18 protein-coding genes (1 of these 18 cut by a window edge) are annotated in these 17,278 nt (G+C 69.3%); 11 read left to right on the top strand and 7 right to left on the bottom strand.

From position 1 onward, the window contains the following. Window positions 1–784 carry the 5' portion of a tyrosine--tRNA ligase gene (gene tyrS / locus V8246_RS10790; protein WP_336189140.1) on the bottom strand. It extends 425 nt beyond the left edge of the window, so 784 of the gene's 1,209 nt are visible here — the first part of the coding sequence; its start codon is at window positions 782–784; the stop codon falls past the left edge of the window. A gap of 184 nt (window positions 785–968) precedes the next feature. Here tyrS and V8246_RS10795 point away from each other — a divergent pair, with 184 nt between their 5' ends. Both V8246_RS10795 and V8246_RS10800 read left to right on the top strand, forming a co-directional pair. Beyond that, window positions 969–2,420: a peptidoglycan DD-metalloendopeptidase family protein gene (locus V8246_RS10795; protein ID WP_336189141.1), complete on the top strand. Its 1,452-nt coding sequence runs from the start codon at window positions 969–971 to the stop codon at window positions 2,418–2,420. Window positions 2,421–2,493: 73 nt separating this feature from the next. After that, a complete protein-coding gene (locus tag V8246_RS10800) occupies window positions 2,494–3,633 on the top strand; it encodes an anhydro-N-acetylmuramic acid kinase (protein ID WP_336189142.1) in 1,140 nt (379 codons plus the stop codon). Here V8246_RS10800 and V8246_RS10805 read toward each other — a convergent pair. The 3 genes from V8246_RS10805 to V8246_RS10815 all read right to left on the bottom strand — a co-directional run bounded on the left by V8246_RS10805 (window position 3,630) and on the right by V8246_RS10815 (window position 6,008). Next, window positions 3,630–3,857 carry a hypothetical protein gene (locus V8246_RS10805; RefSeq protein WP_162110872.1) on the bottom strand — a complete coding sequence of 76 codons (228 nt, stop codon included), beginning with the start codon at window positions 3,855–3,857 and terminating at the stop codon, window positions 3,630–3,632. The genes V8246_RS10800 and V8246_RS10805 overlap by 4 nt on opposite strands. 46 nt (window positions 3,858–3,903) lie before the next feature. After that, window positions 3,904–5,163 (bottom strand): MFS transporter, encoded by a 1,260-nt coding sequence (locus V8246_RS10810; protein WP_336189503.1) that lies wholly within the window; start codon window positions 5,161–5,163, stop codon window positions 3,904–3,906. 74 nt (window positions 5,164–5,237) lie between these two features. After that, window positions 5,238–6,008, bottom strand: coding sequence for an exodeoxyribonuclease III (locus V8246_RS10815; protein WP_336189143.1), 771 nt, complete (start codon window positions 6,006–6,008; stop codon window positions 5,238–5,240). A 113-nt stretch (window positions 6,009–6,121) separates the two neighbouring features. On the opposite strand from V8246_RS10815, the gene pyrE reads away from it, so the two are divergent. Then, window positions 6,122–6,793 (top strand): orotate phosphoribosyltransferase, encoded by a 672-nt coding sequence (gene pyrE, locus V8246_RS10820; protein WP_336189144.1) that lies wholly within the window; start codon window positions 6,122–6,124, stop codon window positions 6,791–6,793. A gap of 17 nt (window positions 6,794–6,810) precedes the next feature. After that, window positions 6,811–7,524: a hypothetical protein gene (locus tag V8246_RS10825; RefSeq protein ID WP_336189145.1), complete on the top strand. Its 714-nt coding sequence runs from the start codon at window positions 6,811–6,813 to the stop codon at window positions 7,522–7,524. An 89-nt stretch (window positions 7,525–7,613) separates the two neighbouring features. Here the strand turns inward: V8246_RS10825 and V8246_RS10830 are convergent, their stop codons facing one another. From V8246_RS10830 to coaBC, 3 genes are read right to left on the bottom strand one after another with little or no spacing between them, the layout of a single operon-like run. Beyond that, window positions 7,614–9,941: a phosphomannomutase/phosphoglucomutase gene (locus V8246_RS10830; protein ID WP_336189147.1), complete on the bottom strand. Its 2,328-nt coding sequence runs from the start codon at window positions 9,939–9,941 to the stop codon at window positions 7,614–7,616. A gap of 14 nt (window positions 9,942–9,955) precedes the next feature. Further along, a complete protein-coding gene (gene dut / locus V8246_RS10835) occupies window positions 9,956–10,420 on the bottom strand; it encodes a dUTP diphosphatase (RefSeq protein WP_336189148.1) in 465 nt (154 codons plus the stop codon). Continuing rightward, complete coding sequence (gene coaBC / locus V8246_RS10840) at window positions 10,417–11,646, bottom strand: bifunctional phosphopantothenoylcysteine decarboxylase/phosphopantothenate--cysteine ligase CoaBC (protein WP_336189149.1); 1,230 nt, start codon at window positions 11,644–11,646, stop codon at window positions 10,417–10,419. Before coaBC ends, dut begins: the two co-directional genes overlap by 4 nt. 96 nt (window positions 11,647–11,742) lie before the next feature. Here coaBC and radC point away from each other — a divergent pair, with 96 nt between their 5' ends. From radC to V8246_RS10875, 7 genes are all read left to right on the top strand, one after another. Beyond that, window positions 11,743–12,417 (top strand): DNA repair protein RadC, encoded by a 675-nt coding sequence (radC, locus tag V8246_RS10845; RefSeq protein ID WP_336189150.1) that lies wholly within the window; start codon window positions 11,743–11,745, stop codon window positions 12,415–12,417. 97 nt (window positions 12,418–12,514) lie between these two features. Further along, entirely contained in the window at window positions 12,515–14,203 is a 1,689-nt protein-coding gene (gene argS, locus V8246_RS10850; RefSeq protein ID WP_336189151.1) for an arginine--tRNA ligase, read from the top strand. 15 nt (window positions 14,204–14,218) lie between these two features. Beyond that, window positions 14,219–15,010 (top strand): SPOR domain-containing protein, encoded by a 792-nt coding sequence (locus V8246_RS10855; RefSeq protein WP_336189152.1) that lies wholly within the window; start codon window positions 14,219–14,221, stop codon window positions 15,008–15,010. Next, on the top strand, window positions 15,007–15,468 hold the full coding sequence (locus V8246_RS10860) for a hypothetical protein (protein WP_336189153.1): 462 nt from the start codon (window positions 15,007–15,009) through the stop codon (window positions 15,466–15,468). Before V8246_RS10855 ends, V8246_RS10860 begins: the two co-directional genes overlap by 4 nt. Then, window positions 15,465–16,217, top strand: coding sequence for an SDR family NAD(P)-dependent oxidoreductase (locus tag V8246_RS10865; protein WP_336189154.1), 753 nt, complete (start codon window positions 15,465–15,467; stop codon window positions 16,215–16,217). Before V8246_RS10860 ends, V8246_RS10865 begins: the two co-directional genes overlap by 4 nt. A gap of 106 nt (window positions 16,218–16,323) precedes the next feature. Further along, window positions 16,324–16,890 (top strand): sigma-70 family RNA polymerase sigma factor, encoded by a 567-nt coding sequence (locus V8246_RS10870; protein ID WP_336189155.1) that lies wholly within the window; start codon window positions 16,324–16,326, stop codon window positions 16,888–16,890. Further along, window positions 16,877–17,260 (top strand): DUF6768 family protein, encoded by a 384-nt coding sequence (locus V8246_RS10875; RefSeq protein ID WP_336189156.1) that lies wholly within the window; start codon window positions 16,877–16,879, stop codon window positions 17,258–17,260. The genes V8246_RS10870 and V8246_RS10875 overlap by 14 nt, the downstream gene beginning before the upstream one ends. Window positions 17,261–17,278 lie beyond the last annotated feature (18 nt).

Here is a 17,278-nt window from a genome sequence, read left to right on the forward strand (position 1 = left end):
GTAGCTCGATCCAGCGCCACATCAGGTCGTCGCCGATCTTCATGGTCTTGGTGACGATGTCGATGGCCGGCTCGCTGACGCCGATGTAGTTGCCCAGCGACTTGGACATCTTGTTGACGCCATCCAGCCCTTCCAGCAGCGGCATGGTCAGCACGATCTGCGGCGCCTGGCCGTGGTGCTCCTGGAGTCCCCGGCCCATCAGCAGGTTGAACTTCTGGTCGGTGCCGCCAAGTTCGATATCCGCCTGCAGCGCCACGGAGTCGTACCCCTGCACCAGCGGGTACAGGAACTCATGGATGGCGATGGACTGCTGGGCCGCATAGCGCTTGGCGAAGTCGTCGCGCTCCAGCATGCGGGCCACGGTGTGCTGGCCGGCGAGGCGGATCATGTCCGCCGCGCTCATCCTGCCGAACCATTCGGAGTTGAAGCGGACTTCCGTCCTTTCGCGATCCAGCACCTTGAAGACCTGGTCCTCGTAGGTACGCGCATTGGCCAGCACGTCCTCGCGGGTCAGCGGCTTGCGGGTGACGTTCTTGCCGGTGGGGTCGCCGATCATCCCGGTGAAATCGCCGATCAGGAAGATCACCTGATGCCCCAGGTCCTGGAACTGCCGCATCTTGTTGAGCAGGACGGTGTGGCCCAGGTGAAGATCGGGCGCCGTCGGGTCGAACCCGGCCTTCACGCGCAACGGGCGCCCCAGCTTCAGGCGCGCCTCCAGTTCTTCGGGCTTGAGGATTTCGTCGGCACCGCGGCCGATCAGGGCAAGAGCTTCAGCGGAGGACACAGGGAACAGTTCCAGTCAGGGGGCGCCCGTGAAGGGCAAGTCAGTGAGGTGAAGTTACCGTTAAAAGAAGGTAAACAGTGATACCAATCAAAAAAACCATTCGACTCAATGGTTTGACGCGAAGTCTTCGCGTGTCTATGGTACGCCGATTGGGGCTTTGCCTTGGCCCCGGGGTGCAACCTTGATGCAGAGTCATGGGGGCGGCAACAGCCGCAAGCAACAGTTCCGCGAGCGCCTTGGCGTGCTTCGGGAGACCGCCGTGAAGCGGCACCTGCCGGAAGGCCGCTGGACGCGCCGCCACTGGATCCACGCCAGCCTGTTCACCACCATCGGCGTGCTGATGGCCACCATCGTGCCGGGCTTCTCCAGCGCCATCCAGGCACCCGTCTCCCAGCCCCGCAACACCCTGCTGCTCGAACTGCCCGAACTGTCCGCCGCGCGCCAGGCCGGTACCGCCGGCGACAGCTGGCAGGTGGTCCGCGTGAAGCCGGGCCAGACCATGGGGGCGATCTTCGAGGAGCTGGGCATTCCCGCCGCCACGCTGCATCGCATCCTGGAGAACAGCGATGCGAAGAAGGCGCTGACGCGCCTGAAGCCGGGCACCGAGATCGCCTTCGACCTGCCCGTCACCGGCGGCCTGCGCACGCTGCGGTACGACCGCGACCCCAGCCACCGCGTGGAACTGGTGGTCGGCGCCGACAAGATCACCGAGCGGGTCATCGCGCGCGAAACCACCACTCGTACCGTCGTGCTGAGCGGCAAGGTGGGACGTTCGCTGAACCGGTCGGCACGCAAGGCGGGGCTGACGTCGGCCAACATCAACTCGATGACCGACGAGATCTTCAAGTACGACATCGACTTCAACTCCGACCTGGGACCGGACGACCGTTTCAGCGTGGTGGTCGAGCAGACCTGGCGCGAGGGCGAACTGATCAGCACGGGACCGGTGCAGGCGGCCACCTTCACCGTCGACGGCAAGCTGTACTCCGGCTTCCGGTTCACCCGTCCTGGCGGCAAGCCGGAGTACTTCACCGCTGCCGGCCGACCGCTGAAGAAGAACTTCATCCGCATGCCCATCGCGTATGCGCGCATGAGTTCCAAGTTCGGCGCGCGGCGCCATCCCGTGCTGGGCACCATGCGCATGCACAAGGGCGTGGACTACGCGGCGTCGACGGGCACGCCGATCATGGCGGCAGGCGACGGACGCGTGCAGTTCGCCGGCTGGCAGGGCGGCTACGGCCGCACCGTGATCCTCGACCACGGCCGCGGCCACACCACGCTGTACGCGCACATGTCGCGGCTGGGCAAGATCAAGCAGGGCCAGCGCGTGGCGCAGGGCACCGTGATCGGCTACGTCGGCACGACGGGCCTGTCCACCGGCCCCCACCTGCACTACGAATTCCGCATCAACGGCGTGCACCGCAACCCGCTGTCGGTGACGATGCCGCCCCCCGAGCCGCTGTCCGGGGCGCAGCTGGCGGCATTCCGCACCTACACCTCGAATGCGCTGGCGCGCATCCGCACCGTCGAGGACATCATCTACGCCGATGTCGGCCCCGCCGAAGATGCGGCGAAGCCCGCCACGGCCGTGGCGTCCGCCAAGCCTGCCCCGGCCAAGAAGAACGGCAAGGGCTGACCCGGCCGCACATGGCGGGATATCCGAAAAGGCGGGACACTGTCCCGCCTTTTTCTTTGCCCGACCCTCCCGCATGACCGAAGCCACCGACGCCTCCGCCTCCGCGCTCTACCTGGGCCTGATGTCCGGCACCAGCGCCGATGGCATCGATGCCGCGCTGGTCCGGTTCGAGGGCGAGGGGCGTGCGCTCCGCTGCCAGCTGGTGCATGGCCGCACGTTCGCGTGGGACGAGGCGACGCGTACCCGGCTGGTCGCCCTGGGCCAGGGCGCTGACACCGTGTCGCTGGATGCGCTCGGTGCGCTGGATGCGACGGTGGCGCTGGCCTTCGCCGACGCGGCCCTGGCGCTGCTGCAGGACGCCGGCGTACCGCGGGGCCGCGTGCGGGCGATCGGCTCGCACGGCCAGACCATCCGCCACCGTCCGCAGGCCGATCCTCCCTTCACCTGGCAGCTGGGCGATGGCCACGTCATCGCCGAACGCAGCGGCATCGATACGGTGGCCGATTTCCGCCGCCGCGACGTTGCCGCCGGCGGCCAGGGCGCACCGCTGATGCCCGCCTTCCATGCCGCGCTGCTGGGGTCGCCGCAGGAAGACCGGGCGGTGCTCAACCTGGGCGGCATCGCCAACTTCACCTTGCTGCCCAGCGCCGGCCCGGTACGCGGCTTCGATACCGGTCCGGCGAATGCGCTGATGGATGCCTGGTGCGAGCGCCACACCGGTCGTGCCTACGATGCCGACGGCGCGTTCGCGGCCGGCGGACAGGTCGACGCGGCGCTGCTGGCGCGCCTGCTGGCCGAACCGTGGTTCGCACTGCCACCGCCCAAGAGCACGGGACGCGAGCATTTCCACCTGGACTGGCTGCAGGCACGCATGGGGGAGACGGTCCTGCCGCCCGCCGACGTACAGGCGACCCTGCTGGACCTGACCGCACGCACGGTCGCCGACGCGCTGCAGATGACGCAACCGGACACCCGCCGGGTGCTCGTCTGCGGGGGAGGCGTGCGGAATGCGGCGCTGATGGCGCGACTGGCCGCCTACCTGCCGCAGGCCATCGTGGAGTCGACCGCCCAGCACGGCCTGGACCCGGACTACGTGGAGGCGATGGGCTTCGCGTGGCTGGCCCGCGAAACGCTGTCGGGTCGCCCCGGCAATCTGCCGGCCGTCACCGGCGCCTCGGGGCGCCGCATCCTGGGCACCGTGTTCCCCGCCTAGAAACCCTTGCCGGGCGGCACGTCCTTCAGAGCGCTGATGGCTTCGGCCAGCACGTTGACTTCACGATCGTCGAAGCCGCCGCGCACTTCCGCTTCGCAGACGAACAGGCCCTGCTCCAGCAGGTTGAAGATGGTGTCGTGGATCGGCCATCCCCGCGCCTGCGAGACGCGGCGGATACGCTCGGCGAGGATCGGATCCACGTCCTTCAGCACGATGTCGGTCATTGCCCCGTCCCCTGCATGCCCCTTGGCCGGACTTTAGCGCACGCGCTCAGTCCGGTGCGCCGTCCACCGACCGGTCGATGCCGCTTGCCGGCTCGTGGTCGCCGCCGAACCGGATGCGCGGCGCCAGCCAGAAGAACAGCGCGACCGCCGGGATCGCCACCAAGGCAGTGATCCAGAAGTAGACCCCGTAGCCCGTCTGCTCCACGATGCCGCCCGACACCGCGCCCAGCAGCTTGCCCGGCAGCATCACCAGCGACGAGAACAGCGCGTACTGGGTGGCCGTGAAGCGCTGGTTGACCAGCGCCGACAGGAACGCCACCAGCGTGGTGCCCTGGAAGCCCTGGGCGAGGTTCTCGCCGGAGATCACCAGCGTGAGCTTCCACACGTCGCCGTCGGCGCCGATCAGCCACACGTACAGCAGGTTGCTGATCGCCCCCAGCACGATGCCCGCCAGCAGCGGCCACTTGACGCCCCAGCGCGCGACGGCGATGCCGGCGATGAACACGCCGACCAGGCCCACCCAGACGCCCCAGATCTTCGATACCGCGCCGATCTCGGTCTTGGTGAACCCCTGGCTGAGGTAGAACGGCGCCATGATGCCGCCGCCCAGCGACTGGTCGGAAATCTTCGCCAGCAGGATGAAGGCGAACAGGGCGATGGCCAGCGCGGCACCGAAGCGGCGGAAGAAATCGACGAACGGCTCCACGACGCCTTCCCGCAAGCCCTCGCTCCACGTCGTCATCCGTATCCGCACCACATCCGGTTCGCGCGACAGCAGGACCGCCACCACCGGCACCAGCATCACGACCGCCATGGCCTGGTAGACCAGCGGCCACGACACCTGATCGGCCAGCATCAGGGCCAGTGCACCGGTGATGATCAGCGCGATGCGGTAGCCCAGCGAGTAAGTGGCCAGCAGCGCGCCCTGCGATTCCTGCGGCGCGATTTCGATGCGGTAGGCATCCACCGCAATATCCAGTGTGGCGCCGGCGAACGCCGTCATCAGGGTGACCCAGACGAAGGGCGCCAGCCGGCCGGGTGTCAGATGCGCCATCAGCAGAAGGCCGACGATGACCACGGCCAGCGCGAACAGCAGCCAACCGCGCCGCTGGCCGAGACGACACAACAACGGCAGACGCCAGCGATCCACCAGCGGCGCCCACAGGAACTTCAGCGTGTAGCTCAGGCCGGCGCTCGCGATCAGGGTGATGTTCTTCAGTTCCAGCCCGTTCTCGGTCAACCAGTACGCCAGCGTGCCAGCCACCAGCAGGAACGGCATGCCCGAGGCGAAGCCGAAGAAGAACATCGTCCACGCCGACGGCTGCGCGAACGCACGCCAGACCGAAGGCTTGCCGGGACGTTCGCTCGCCGTCGTCGTCATCAGGTGTAGTCCACCGTGAAGGGGGCATGGTCGGAGAAACGCTGCTCGCGGTAGATCGAGCAGGCCTTCAGGCGGTCGCGCAGCGACGGCGTGACGAACTGGTAGTCGATCCGCCACCCCACGTTGTTGGCGCGCGCGGCGCCGCGATTGCTCCACCAGGTGTAGTCCTGGCCTTCCGGATGCAGCACGCGGTAGGCATCGACCCAGCCGCCGTCGTCCATGCACATCGCGTTCAACCAGTCGCGCTCGGGCGGCAGGCAGCCGGAGTTCTTCTGGTTGCTGGTCCAGTTCTTGATGTCCAGGCGGCTGCGCACGATGTTCCAGTCGCCGCACAGCACGTAGTGGCGACCACTGCGGCGCCACTCGTCCAGCACCGGCGCCAGCCACTCCATGACCCTGAACTTGAACCCCTGGCGCTCCTCGCCCGACGAGCCGGACGGGATGTAGAACGAGACCACGCTCAGGTCGCCGAAGCGCGCCTCGATGTAACGCCCCTCGTCGTCGAACGGCCCCCAGCCCAGCGCCGTGCGCACTTCATCGGGCTCGCGCCGGGCGTAGATCGCCACCCCGCTGTAGCCCTTCTTGGTGGTCGCGTCGCGGAACCAGGCCTTGTAGCCGGCGGGCAGGAATTCCGGCCCGGCCAGCTGGTGTTCCTGCGCCTTGGTCTCCTGCACGCACAGCACGTCGGCGTCCTGCGCGGCGAACCAGTCGAAGAAACCCTTGGTGGCCGCCGAGCGCAGGCCGTTGGCGTTGAAGCTGATGATGCGCATGGATACGTCGTTCGTCGGAAACCGGGCAAGCGTACCCGAACCGGCGGCCGGACCGCGCGGCGCGCAGGCCGCGGCGGTTATCCTGTCCCCTGTCCTGTTCAGTCCCTGCCCCCATGACCGACCATCGCGCCCGCTTCCTCCAGCTCGCCCTGCATGCGCAGGCCCTGCGCTTCGGCCAGTTCACGCTGAAATCGGGCCGGCAGAGTCCCTACTTCTTCAACGCCGGCCGCTTCGACAGCGGCTCGCTTCTGGCCGGCCTGGCCGCCTGCTATGCCGACGCGATCGAAGAAGCCGGCCTGCCGTTCGACCTGCTGTTCGGCCCCGCCTACAAGGGCATCCCGCTGGCGACGGCACTGGCCTGCGAGTTCGCCCGCCGCGGGCGCGACCTGCCCGTGGCCTTCAACCGCAAGGAAGCCAAGGACCACGGCGAGGGCGGCCTGCTGATCGGCGCACCATTGGAAGACCGGCGCGTGCTGGTCGTCGACGACGTGATCACCGCCGGTACCGCGATCCGCGAGGCGCTGGGCCTGATCCGCGCCGGTGGCGGCACCCCGGCCGGGATCGTCGTCGCGCTCGACCGTCAGGAAGTGCTGGGTGAACCGGGCGCGGCCGCGCCGCGCCGTTCGGCGGCGCAATCCGTCGCCGAGGAAACCGGCGTCCCCGTGGTGGCCGTGGCCAACCTGCACGACCTGCTTGCATTTGCCGGCGAAAGCGCCGACCTTGTCCGCCATCGCGACGACCTGCTGGCCTACCGGGCCCGCTACGGCAGCGCGACCCAGGACTGATGCAGCAGGGGGCTGCCATGACTGTCCGCACATCCATCCTGCTGGCCACCGCTGCGCTGGTGGCGATGCCCTGCGCGCTGGCGCAGGACAAGGGCGCCGCTGGCGCCAAGAAACTGTTCTGCTGGCAGGAGAAGGGCCAGCGCGTCTGCAGCGACGCCCTGCCCGCCGACGCCGTGAATGCCGCGCGCGACGAGATCAGCGCCAGCAGCGGCCTGCGCACGGGTGGCGTGGAGCGGGCCCTGACCGCCGAGGAGCGCGCCCAGGCCGCCGTCGAAGCCCAACAGAGGCAGATGGATGCCGCCGCCGCCGAGACGCGCCGCCGCACCGATGCCGCCATGCTGCTGTCGTACCGCAGCGAGGACGACCTGCGCCGCGTGTTCAACGAACGCACCGCCATCGTCGACAACAACGTGCAGACCGCGCGCTACAACGCGGTCAGCCTGCGCGAAGGCCTGATCAGCCTGCTGCAGACCGCTGGCGACCGCGAGCTGGCCGGCAAGCCGGTCACTGCCGAGATGGCCGCCGCGATCCACCAGCGCCATGCCGAACTGGTACGCACCCGCCGTCTGCAGCAGAGCTTCGAAAGCCAGCGTGCCGAGCTGGACGTGGAGATCGCCGACACCCTGCAGCGCTTCCGCGCGATGAAGGGCGTCACCGCGGAGCAGGCCGAAGCCGCCGCTACCGCCCCGTCGGACACGCCTCCCGACGCGCAGGCACCCGCCCGCCGCTGATCCGCTTTCTGACCGGCGCGATAGCCGGTGCCGGACACGACGACGCCGGGCATGCCCGGCGTCGTCGGCTTCCCGTTCCGGCGGCGGCCTCAGAACGTCATCGTCAGCTCCGGTGCCAGCGCCTGCAGGCGTGCGCGGAACTCGTCCTTGATGCGCTCCAGCGCCGCGCTATTGTCCGCCTCGAAGCGCAGCACCAGGATCGGGGTGGTGTTGGAGGCGCGCACCAGACCCCAGCCATCGTCCCAGTCCGCGCGCAGGCCGTCGATCGTGGACAGGCGCGCACCCTCGAAGCTGGCGCCCTCGACGAACCGCGCCACGATCTCGTGGGGCGTACCCGTCGGCACATCCACCTTGATCTCCGGCGTGGACACGCCGTCGGGCAGGGCCGCCAGCACCTCGGATGGCGTTTCGGCCCGGTTGGCGAGGATCTCCAGCAGGCGGGCGGCCGAATACAGGCCGTCGTCGAACCCGTACCAGCGCTCCTGGAAGAAGAAATGTCCGCTCATCTCGCCGGCCAGTTCGGCACCGCTTTCGCGCATCTTCGCCTTGATCAACGAGTGCCCGGTCTTCCACATCATCGGCGTGCCGCCGTGGCGCAGCACCCAGCCCTGCAGCTTTCCGGTGCACTTCACGTCGTAGATGATCAGCGCGCCGGGATTGCGTTCCAGCACGTCGGCCGCGAACAGCATCAGCAGGCGGTCGGGGAAGATCACCTCGCCTTCCCTGGTCACCACGCCCAGCCGGTCGCCGTCGCCGTCGAAGGCCAGACCGATGTCGGCATCGAAGCGCTTGACCGTCTGGATCAGGTCCTCGAGGTTGTGCGGCTCGCTGGGGTCGGGGTGGTGATTGGGGAAGGTGCCATCGACCTCGCAGTACAGCGGGATCACGTCCGCCCCGATCGCCTCCAGCAGCTGCGGCGCGATGTCGCCGGCCACGCCGTTGCCGGCATCCACCACCACCTTCAGCGGACGCTCCAGCTGCACATCGTCGGCGATGCGCTGGATGTAGTCGGCCGACACGTCGCGCTGCTGCAGGTCGCCGGGCACGTTGGCGACGTGCAGCCGGTTGTCGCGGATGCGCTCATACAGGTCGGTGATCGCATCGCCCGACAGCGTCTGGCCGCCGACCACGATCTTGAACCCGTTGTAGTCCGGCGGGTTGTGGCTGCCGGTCACCGCCACGCTGCTGCCGGTACGCAGGTGATAGGCGGCGAAGTACGCGACCGGCGTGGGCGCCAGGCCGATGTCGATGACGTTGCGACCGGCCTTGCGCAGGCCGCTGATCAGCCCGCCGACCAGATCGGGCCCGGACAGGCGCCCGTCGCGTCCGACCACGATGTCGGCCAGGTCTTCGTCGCGCATCACCGAGCCGATCGCCAGGCCGATCAGTTCGGCCACCTCGATGTTCAGCGTCTTTCCGACGATGCCGCGGATGTCGTAGGCGCGGAAGATGCCCGGGTCGACCTCGATCGCGCTGCGATCGGGAGGGCCGCCCTCTTCCTGCGCGCGCGCCTCGCGGGCGGCAGGCGTCGGCGGCGGTTCGCGCAGCAGCGCTTCGCCCAGGGTGGGCTCGTCGGTTTCGTCCATGAGGTCTCCTTTCTTTCCGAGTCTGGGCAAGCGTATACCGCCCCGCGCGACCAGCAAGGCCAGTACGGCCAGTGCCGCCAGCAGGCCGGCGGCCACCAGCGCGGAAATCGCGCCCAGGCCCAGCGGGCCCGGTTCGCTGTCCGGCACGGCGGTGGCCACGCGCAGGCCGGTCTTGCCGACGGCGTGCGCCATGCGTTCGGCGCCATCCTGCAGGCCGGCGTTGCCGCGCTCGCGCACGTTGAAGGCACCCTGCCGCAGCGCCAGGTAGCCACCGCCGGGCACGGCCACACCGTCGAACCCGCTGGTCAGCTGCGCCAGGGGCAGGCGTACGTACACCACGCCCTGCGGAACGGCCGCCGCCAAGCCGAAGGCCGTGGTCGTGCCATCCTTCACCACCCGGGCCGCCACCGCCTCGCCCTGCATGCCCGCTTCGAGCAGAGCGAGCTTGCTGAAGCCGAAGGCCGCCGCGTCGGCATAGGCCGACTCCAGCGCGCCGTCGTGGATCTCGACCTGCTCCACGCCCGTCCATCCCTCGCGCAACGCCGCGACGGCGGCGGCGGTGTCGTTCCGGGCCAGTGCGGCCTTTACCGGTGCCGACGCCAGGCGCTGGGCCAGCTGTCCGGTCTGCGCGCGGTACGCGCTCTCCACCGCCGAGGCTGCCGCGTCGCGGACACGCTGCATGTCCTCAAGCAGGGCCGCATCGCGCCATTGGCGCACCCCACTCCAGGCCAGCAGGCCGGCCAACAGCAGCAACAGCACCGCCAGCAACGGCAGCGCACGCCGCGTATCGCCCACGGGCATGCGCAGACGCTTGTCGTTCGTCGTGTTCATCGGCTTATCCCCTGTCACCGCACGCCGGTGTGGCCGAAACCACCCGTCCCCCGTGCGCTGTCGGCGAAAGTATCCACCACCTGCAGGCTCACGCGCACGACCGGCAGCACCATGATCTGGGCGATGCGGTCGCCCGGCTGGATGGTGAAGGCCTCGTGCCCGCGGTTCCAGACGCTGATCAGCAGCGGCCCCTGGTAGTCGGCGTCGATCAGGCCGGTGCCGTTGCCCAGCACGATGCCGTGCCGATGCCCCAGCCCCGAGCGGGGCAGCACCACCGCGCACAGCTGCGGGTCGCCCAGATGCAGCGCGATGCCGCTGGGCACCAGCGCGGCGTCGCCCGGCTCCAGTACCAGCGGTGCATCCAGCGCCGCGCGCAGGTCCATGCCGGCGCTGGCCTCGGTGGCGTAGGCCGGCAACGGCCATTCGTCGCCGAAGCGGGGGTCCAGCAGCTTCACTTCCACCGTGCGGGATGCGCTCATGCGTTCAGTCGCTCCACGATCAGGTCGATCAGTTCGTCCGCCAGCTGCGTCTTGGGCGCCGAGGCGAAGCTGCGCTCGCCTTCCTTCCAGTAGGCCGTCATCGCGTTCTGGTCGCTCTCGAACCCGCCATCGGCGATGCCCACGCGGTTGGCCACGATCATGTCCAGCCGCTTGGCTTCCAGCTTCTTGCGCGCGTACTCGGCCACGTTGTTGGTCTCGGCGGCGAAGCCCACCACCAGCTTGAGCGCCTGCGTCTGCGCCGCGACCTCGGCCAGGATGTCCGGGGTGCGCACCAGGTCCAGCGCCAGCGATTCGCTGGATTTCTTGATCTTGTCGGCGGCCGGCACGCGCGGGGTGTAGTCGGCCACGGCCGCGGCGCCGATGTAGACGTCGGCCGGCAGGGCGGCGAACACGGCCTGGTGCATCTGCGCGGCGGAACGCACATCCACCCGGGTCACGCCCGCCGGGGTGGGCAGGTGCACGGGGCCGGCGACCAGGGTGACCGCCGCGCCACGCTTTGCGGCACTGGCGGCGACAGCGAAGCCCATCTTGCCGCTGCTGCGGTTGCCCAGGTAGCGGACCGGATCCAGGTCCTCATAGGTGGGACCCGCGCTGACCACCACCTTCAACCCGGCAAGGTCCTGCGGCACCGATGGGGCATCGCCGGCGCGGTTGGCCAGTGCGGCCACGATCTCGCCTGGCTCGGCGAGCCGGCCGGGACCGGATTCGCCCTCGGCCAGCGGCCCGTCGTTCGGCCCCACCACCCGCACGCCACGGCTGCGCAGCGTGGCCAGGTTGGCCTGGGTGGCGGGATGTTCCCACATGCGGTGGTTCATCGCCGGCGCGATCATGACCGGCGCGGTGGTCGCCAGGCACAGCGTGGTGACCAGGTCGTCGGCCAGCCCATGCGCCAGGCGCGCCATCAGGTCGGCGGTGGCGGGCGCGACGATCACCTGGTCCGCCCAGCGCGCCAGTTCGATATGGCCCATGGCCTGCTCGGCCGCGCTGTCCCAGAGGGAGGTGCGGGTGGGGTGCCCGGACAACGCCTGGAAGCTCAGCGGCGTAACGAACTGTTGTGCCCCGGCGGTCATGGCGACCTGCACCTGCGCGCCCGCATCGCGCAGGCGGCGCACCAGTTCAAGCGCCTTGTAGGCGGCAATCCCGCCCCCCACGCACAGCAGCAGGCGACGTCCCGCCAGGCCCTGTGTCTTGTCCGATCCCGTCACGTCGGCCCATTCCTACATTTATACAGGCGATTAGCTTACCCGAACGGCCGTTGCCGCCCGATGCCGTACAGCCCGCACGTGCACCACAGTGCGTCCATGCACATCCGCGACTGGCCCCACCACGAACGCCCCCGCGAAAAGCTGCTGGCGCGGGGTGCCGGCAGCCTGAGCGACGCCGAACTGCTGGCGATCTTCCTGGGCTCGGGCCTACACGGGCGCGATGCCGTCGCCACGGCGCGCGAACTGCTGGCCCAGCATGGTCCGCTGCGTGTCCTGCTGGAACGCCCCCCGTCCGAACTGACCACGCTGCCCGGCCTGGGCCCGGCCCGCGCCTGCGCCCTGGCCGGGGCGCTGGAACTGGGCAACCGCCTGCTGCACGCCTCGCTGGAACGCGGCGACGCCATCAGCGACCCGGAGGCCGCCGGCCGCTATTTCGCGCAGCGGCTGCGCGGCCGGTCGCAGGAGGTGTTCGCCGCCCTGTTCCTCGACACCCGCCACCGCGTGCTGGGGTTCGAGGAACTGTTCCAGGGCTCGGTGGACAGCGCCGAGGTGCATCCCCGGGAGGTCGCGCGCCGCGCGCTGGCCATCAACGCCACCGCCCTGATCGTGGGGCACAACCATCCCTCCGGATGCGCAGAACCCTCCGTCGCCGACCGTGCCGTCACCCAACGGCTGAAGCAGGCGCTGGCGCTGGTCGACGTGCGCCTGCTGGACCACTTCGTCGTCGGCGACGGGCCGCCGCAGTCGATGGCGGCGCGCGGCTGGGTCTGACGGGCGGGACTACCGGGCCCGCCTGAACCGCGACGAGCCCACTCAGGGACCGGGAAAACCTAGAATAGGCGGTTCCCACGCAACACGACGGTCTCCCGTGAAAGCTTCCCTCCGCGCCTTGATCGCCCAGGGCATCGATGCCCTGCGCTCCGCCGGCACCCTGCCGGCCGACACCACCACACCGGATTTCGTGGTCGAGCGCCCCAAGACCCGCGAACACGGCGACTTCGCCACCAATGCCGCCATGCAGCTGGCCAAGGCCGCGCGCAGCAATCCGCGCGCCGTCGCCACCGCGCTGGTCGCCGCACTGCCGGCGAGCGAGGAAGTGGCCAAGGTGGAGATCGCCGGCCCCGGCTTCATCAACTTCCACCTCAGCCCCGGCGCCTACCAGCGCGAAGTGGCCACCGCGCTGGCGCAGGGCACCGCCTACGGCCGCAACGAAGGCGGCGCCGGGCGTACGGTGGGCGTGGAATACGTCTCCGCCAACCCGACCGGCCCGCTGCACGTGGGCCATGGCCGCGCCGGGGCGATCGGCGACTGCATCGCCCGCGTGCTGGCAGCCAACGGCTGGAACGCCCAGCGCGAGTTCTACTACAACGACGCCGGCGTGCAGATCGACAACCTGGCCAAGTCCACCCAGGCCCGCGCCCTGGGCCTGACACCGGACAGCGAGGGCTGGCCGGAAGACGGTTACCGCGGCGACTACATCGCCGACGTGGCGCAGGCTTACCTCAACGGCGACTCGGTCGAGGTCGAAGGCCACGTGGTCACCGGCGCGAAGGATCCGCAGGACCTGGACGCCATCCGCCGTTTCGCCGTGGCCTATCTGCGGCGGGAGCAGAACCTGGACCTGGCCGCGTTCGGCGTGTCGTTCGACCGCTATTTCCTGGAAAGCTCGCTGTACGCCGACCACAAGGTCGAGGAAACGGTGCGCAAGCTGATCGCTTCCGGCCATACCTACGAGGAAGGCGGCGCGCTGTGGCTGAAGTCCACCGACTTCGGCGACGACAAGGACCGCGTGATGCGCAAGTCCGACGGCACCTACACCTACTTCGTACCGGATGTGGCCTACCACCTCAGCAAGTGGCAGCGTGGCTACGAGCGCGCGATTACTGAGCTGGGCGCCGACCACCACGGCTCACTCACTCGCGTGAAGGCCGGCCTGCAGGCGCTGGGCGAGGGTATTCCGGTCGGTTATCCCGAATACGTGCTGCACCAGATGGTCACGGTGATGCGCGGTGGTGAGGAAGTGAAGCTGTCCAAGCGCGCCGGCAGCTACTTCACCCTGCGCGACCTGATCGAAGAGACCAGCGCCGACGCGACGCGCTGGTTCCTGATCGCACGCAAGCCCGATTCGCAGCTGACGTTCGACATCGACCTGGCCCGCCAGCAGAGCAACGACAACCCGGTGTTCTACGTGCAGTACGCGCACGCCCGCGTCTGCAGTCTGCTTCGGCAGGCCGGCGAGAAGGGTTACGCCTACGACCAGGCCAACGGCCTGGCCAACCTGGCGCGGCTGGACGACGACACCTCGCTGCAGCTGATGGTGGAACTGTCGCGCTATCCGGAAGTGGTGGAGGCCGCCGGCGACGCGCTGGAGCCGCATCTGGTGGCGCAATACCTGCGCGAGTTGGCCTATGCTTTCCACACGTGGTACGCCGCCACGCCGGTGCTGATCGACGATGCGGCCGCGCGCGATGCGCGCATGGCGCTGGCCCTGGCGGTCCGCCAGGCGCTGGCCAATGGATTGGATCTGTTGGGCGTCAGTGCGCCCGAGAAGATGTAAGTGGAGAAGCAGTACATGGCAGCAAGACGCGGCAAGAACCAGGCCACCCGCAATTCCGGTCACGCCACGCCCGCCTGGGTGTGGCTGGTACTGGGCCTGCTGATCGGCCTGGCGGTGTATTTCATCGTGCCGGGCCTGGGCAAGAAGGATGGCGACAGCTTCTTCCGCCCACAGCCCAACCCGGACGCGCAGCCCGCGCCGATCGACAGCGCCGATGTGGAAGCGGTGGTGCCCGACGCGCCCGCCAGCGATGCGCCGGCCACCGCCGCAATGCCCGACGAAACCGGCGCCAAGGAGACACAGTACGACTTCTACACCCTGCTGCCCGGCAAGGAAGTGCAGATGTCCGATGCCGAACTCGCCGCCAGCGCGCGCGAGGAAGAAGCCCGCAAGGCACGTGCCGCGCTGAGCGGCCAGTCGACGACCGTCGTGCCGACGCCTGCCGGCAACGACACGACACAGCCGGCACCGATCAACGAGACGCCGACGCCCCGCGCGACCGTAGAAACGCCGCGCGTACCCGACACGGCGCCGGCACCCAAGCCCGCCGCCATGGTGGCCAGTGCCGACAGCGGCGCCCGCTACATCCTGCAGGCCGGCGCCTTCGGGGCATCCGGCGACGCCGAAGCCACCAAGGCCAAGATCGCCATGCTGGGCCTGAGCGCACGCGTGGAATCGGCGCAGATCAACGGCAAGACCGTCTACCGCGTCCGCATGGGGCCTTACGGCACCGCCAGCGAACTGGCCGAAGCCAAGCAGAAGCTCGCCAGCGGTGGCCTGCCGGCCATGGCGGTGAAGGCGCAGTGAGCCGCCTTCGCCCCTGGCAGCGCATGGCGCTTGCCACGGCGCTGGTGCTCGTCGCCCTGCTGGCCGCGTCCTGGATTGCGTCGCGGTTCCTGCCGCCCGCCTGGCAACAGATGGTGCCCACGCCGCTGGGCTACCTCGCGCCGATCAGCTATCTGGTCACCGCCGCCTGCATGGCGCTCGGCGGGGTTATCGCCGGGCGGCGGTTCCTGGTGGTGGCGCTGGGGCTGACGTTCGCCCTGTGGATCGCCACGTTCGTGCTGTTGGCGAACATCGCGCTGCCAGCCGCCGATGGCGGGCGCCCGCTCCTGGCCATCTTCCGCATGAATGCCACCAGCGCCGTGTTGTCGCTCGCCGCGGCGGCGCTGGGGACCCATCTGGGTGCCCAGTGGCAGGCGCAGCGCACGCTGCGCGCGACCGCCTGGCCCGCCCCTTCCCCGTTTCCGCAGGATCGCCCATGACCCGCACCGCCCTCATCACCGGCGCCACGTCAGGCTTCGGTGCCGCTGCCGTCCGCCGCTTCGTGGCCGCCGGCTGGCGTGTCATCGCCACCGGACGCCGCGCCGATCGCCTGCAGGCACTGGTGAACGCGCTCGGGGCGGACAAGGTGCACGCCGCTGCATTCGACATCCGCGACGAAACGGCCCTGGACGCCGCCCTCGACGCATTGCCCGCGGCCTTCCGCGACATCGACCTGCTGGTCAACAACGCCGGACTGGCGCTGGGCACGGCACCTGCGCAGCAGGCTTCGCTGGACGATTGGCGCACGATGATCGAAACCAACGTGCTGGCGCTGGTCACCGTCACCCGCCGGCTGCTGCCGCTGCTGGTGGAGCGCAAGGGCGCCATCGTCAACATCGGCTCGATCGCCGGCAGCTACCCGTATCCGGGCGGCAACACGTATGGCGGCACCAAGGCGTTCGTCCGCCAGTTCTCGCTGGGCCTGCGCAGCGACCTGCACGGCACCGGCGTACGGGTGACCGACATCGAACCCGGCATGGCCGAAACCGAGTTCACCCTGGTGCGCACGCACGGCGACCAGGCGGCGTCCGACAAGCTCTACGCAGGCGCGCAGCCGATGACCGCCGACGACATCGCCGAACAGATCTTCTACGTCGCCACCCTGCCACCGCACCTCAACATCAACCGGCTGGAGATCATGCCGGTGACGCAGTCGTTCGCGGGATTCCAGGTGCATCGGGACGTCTAGGGCGGACGTCGGCGCCGGTCGCGCTGCAATGTCTCCCTGCCGGATTGAACCGTTTTCCTCGAATCCGGCACCTTGATTCCCGACAGACGGAGACGGGGACAGACGCGTGCAGCGGGACACGGAACGGATACTGGACGAGTACCTCGCAGCGGCGGCCCGCACGGGCGATCGCCCCGCGTGGGAGCGTCTGGTCGCGCGCTGGCAGCCGCGCCTGCTTCGGCACGCATGGCGGCTGACGGGTCATCCCGACCTTGCGCGCGACATGGTCCAGGAAGCCTGGGTCGAGATCCTGCGCGGACTCCGCCGGCTGGACGACGTAGCGGCGTTTCCGGCCTGGGCCTTCCGCATCGTCACCCGTCGCTGCGCACGTGCGATCCGCGGACGGCAGTTCGAGCGCGCTTGCTTCGTCGAGGCTGACCTCGATGCCGTGATGCCAGGCGAACAGGACGCGGCGGGCGAACGCGCGTCGGAGCTGGCCATCGTCAGGGCGGAAATGCGGGCCCTGCCCGCGCCCCAGCGCGCGGCGCTGTCGCTGTTCTATCTGGAAGACCTGAGTGTGGCGGAGATCGCCGTCGCGCTCGACGTGCCCCCGGGAACGGTCAAGACCCGGCTGATGCATGCGCGGCGCAAGATCCGCGCACGACTGGAAGGAAGCACCGATGAACAAGACTGATGACCTGATCAAGCAGACCCTCTCGGCCGAGGATCGCGACCTGTTGGCGCGGCATGGCGAACCCGGCTATTTCTCCCAGGCGTTCGGGCTGTTCCACGGCTCGCTGGGCTGGGTGGTGTGGGTGGCCTATCTGTGCGGCATCGCCGCCTTCGCGGGCTTCGGTGTTTCGCTATGGCGGAGCTGGCATGCCACCGAAGCGCTGGTCGCCGTGCAATGGGGCGTGCTGGCGATCGTGCTGTTCCAGTTCACGATGATCATGAAGTCGTTCCTGGGCAGCCACATGGAAGCCAACCGCATGCTGCGTGAGCTCAAGCGCGTGGAACTGCAATTGGCGCTGCTCAGGCAAGAGGCGTCGAAGACGTCGTCATGAACAAGCCGAACCGCAGAG

It is taken from the genome of Pseudoxanthomonas sp. F11 (assembly GCF_037046485.1).
Taxonomy (GTDB): domain Bacteria; phylum Pseudomonadota; class Gammaproteobacteria; order Xanthomonadales; family Xanthomonadaceae; genus Pseudoxanthomonas_A.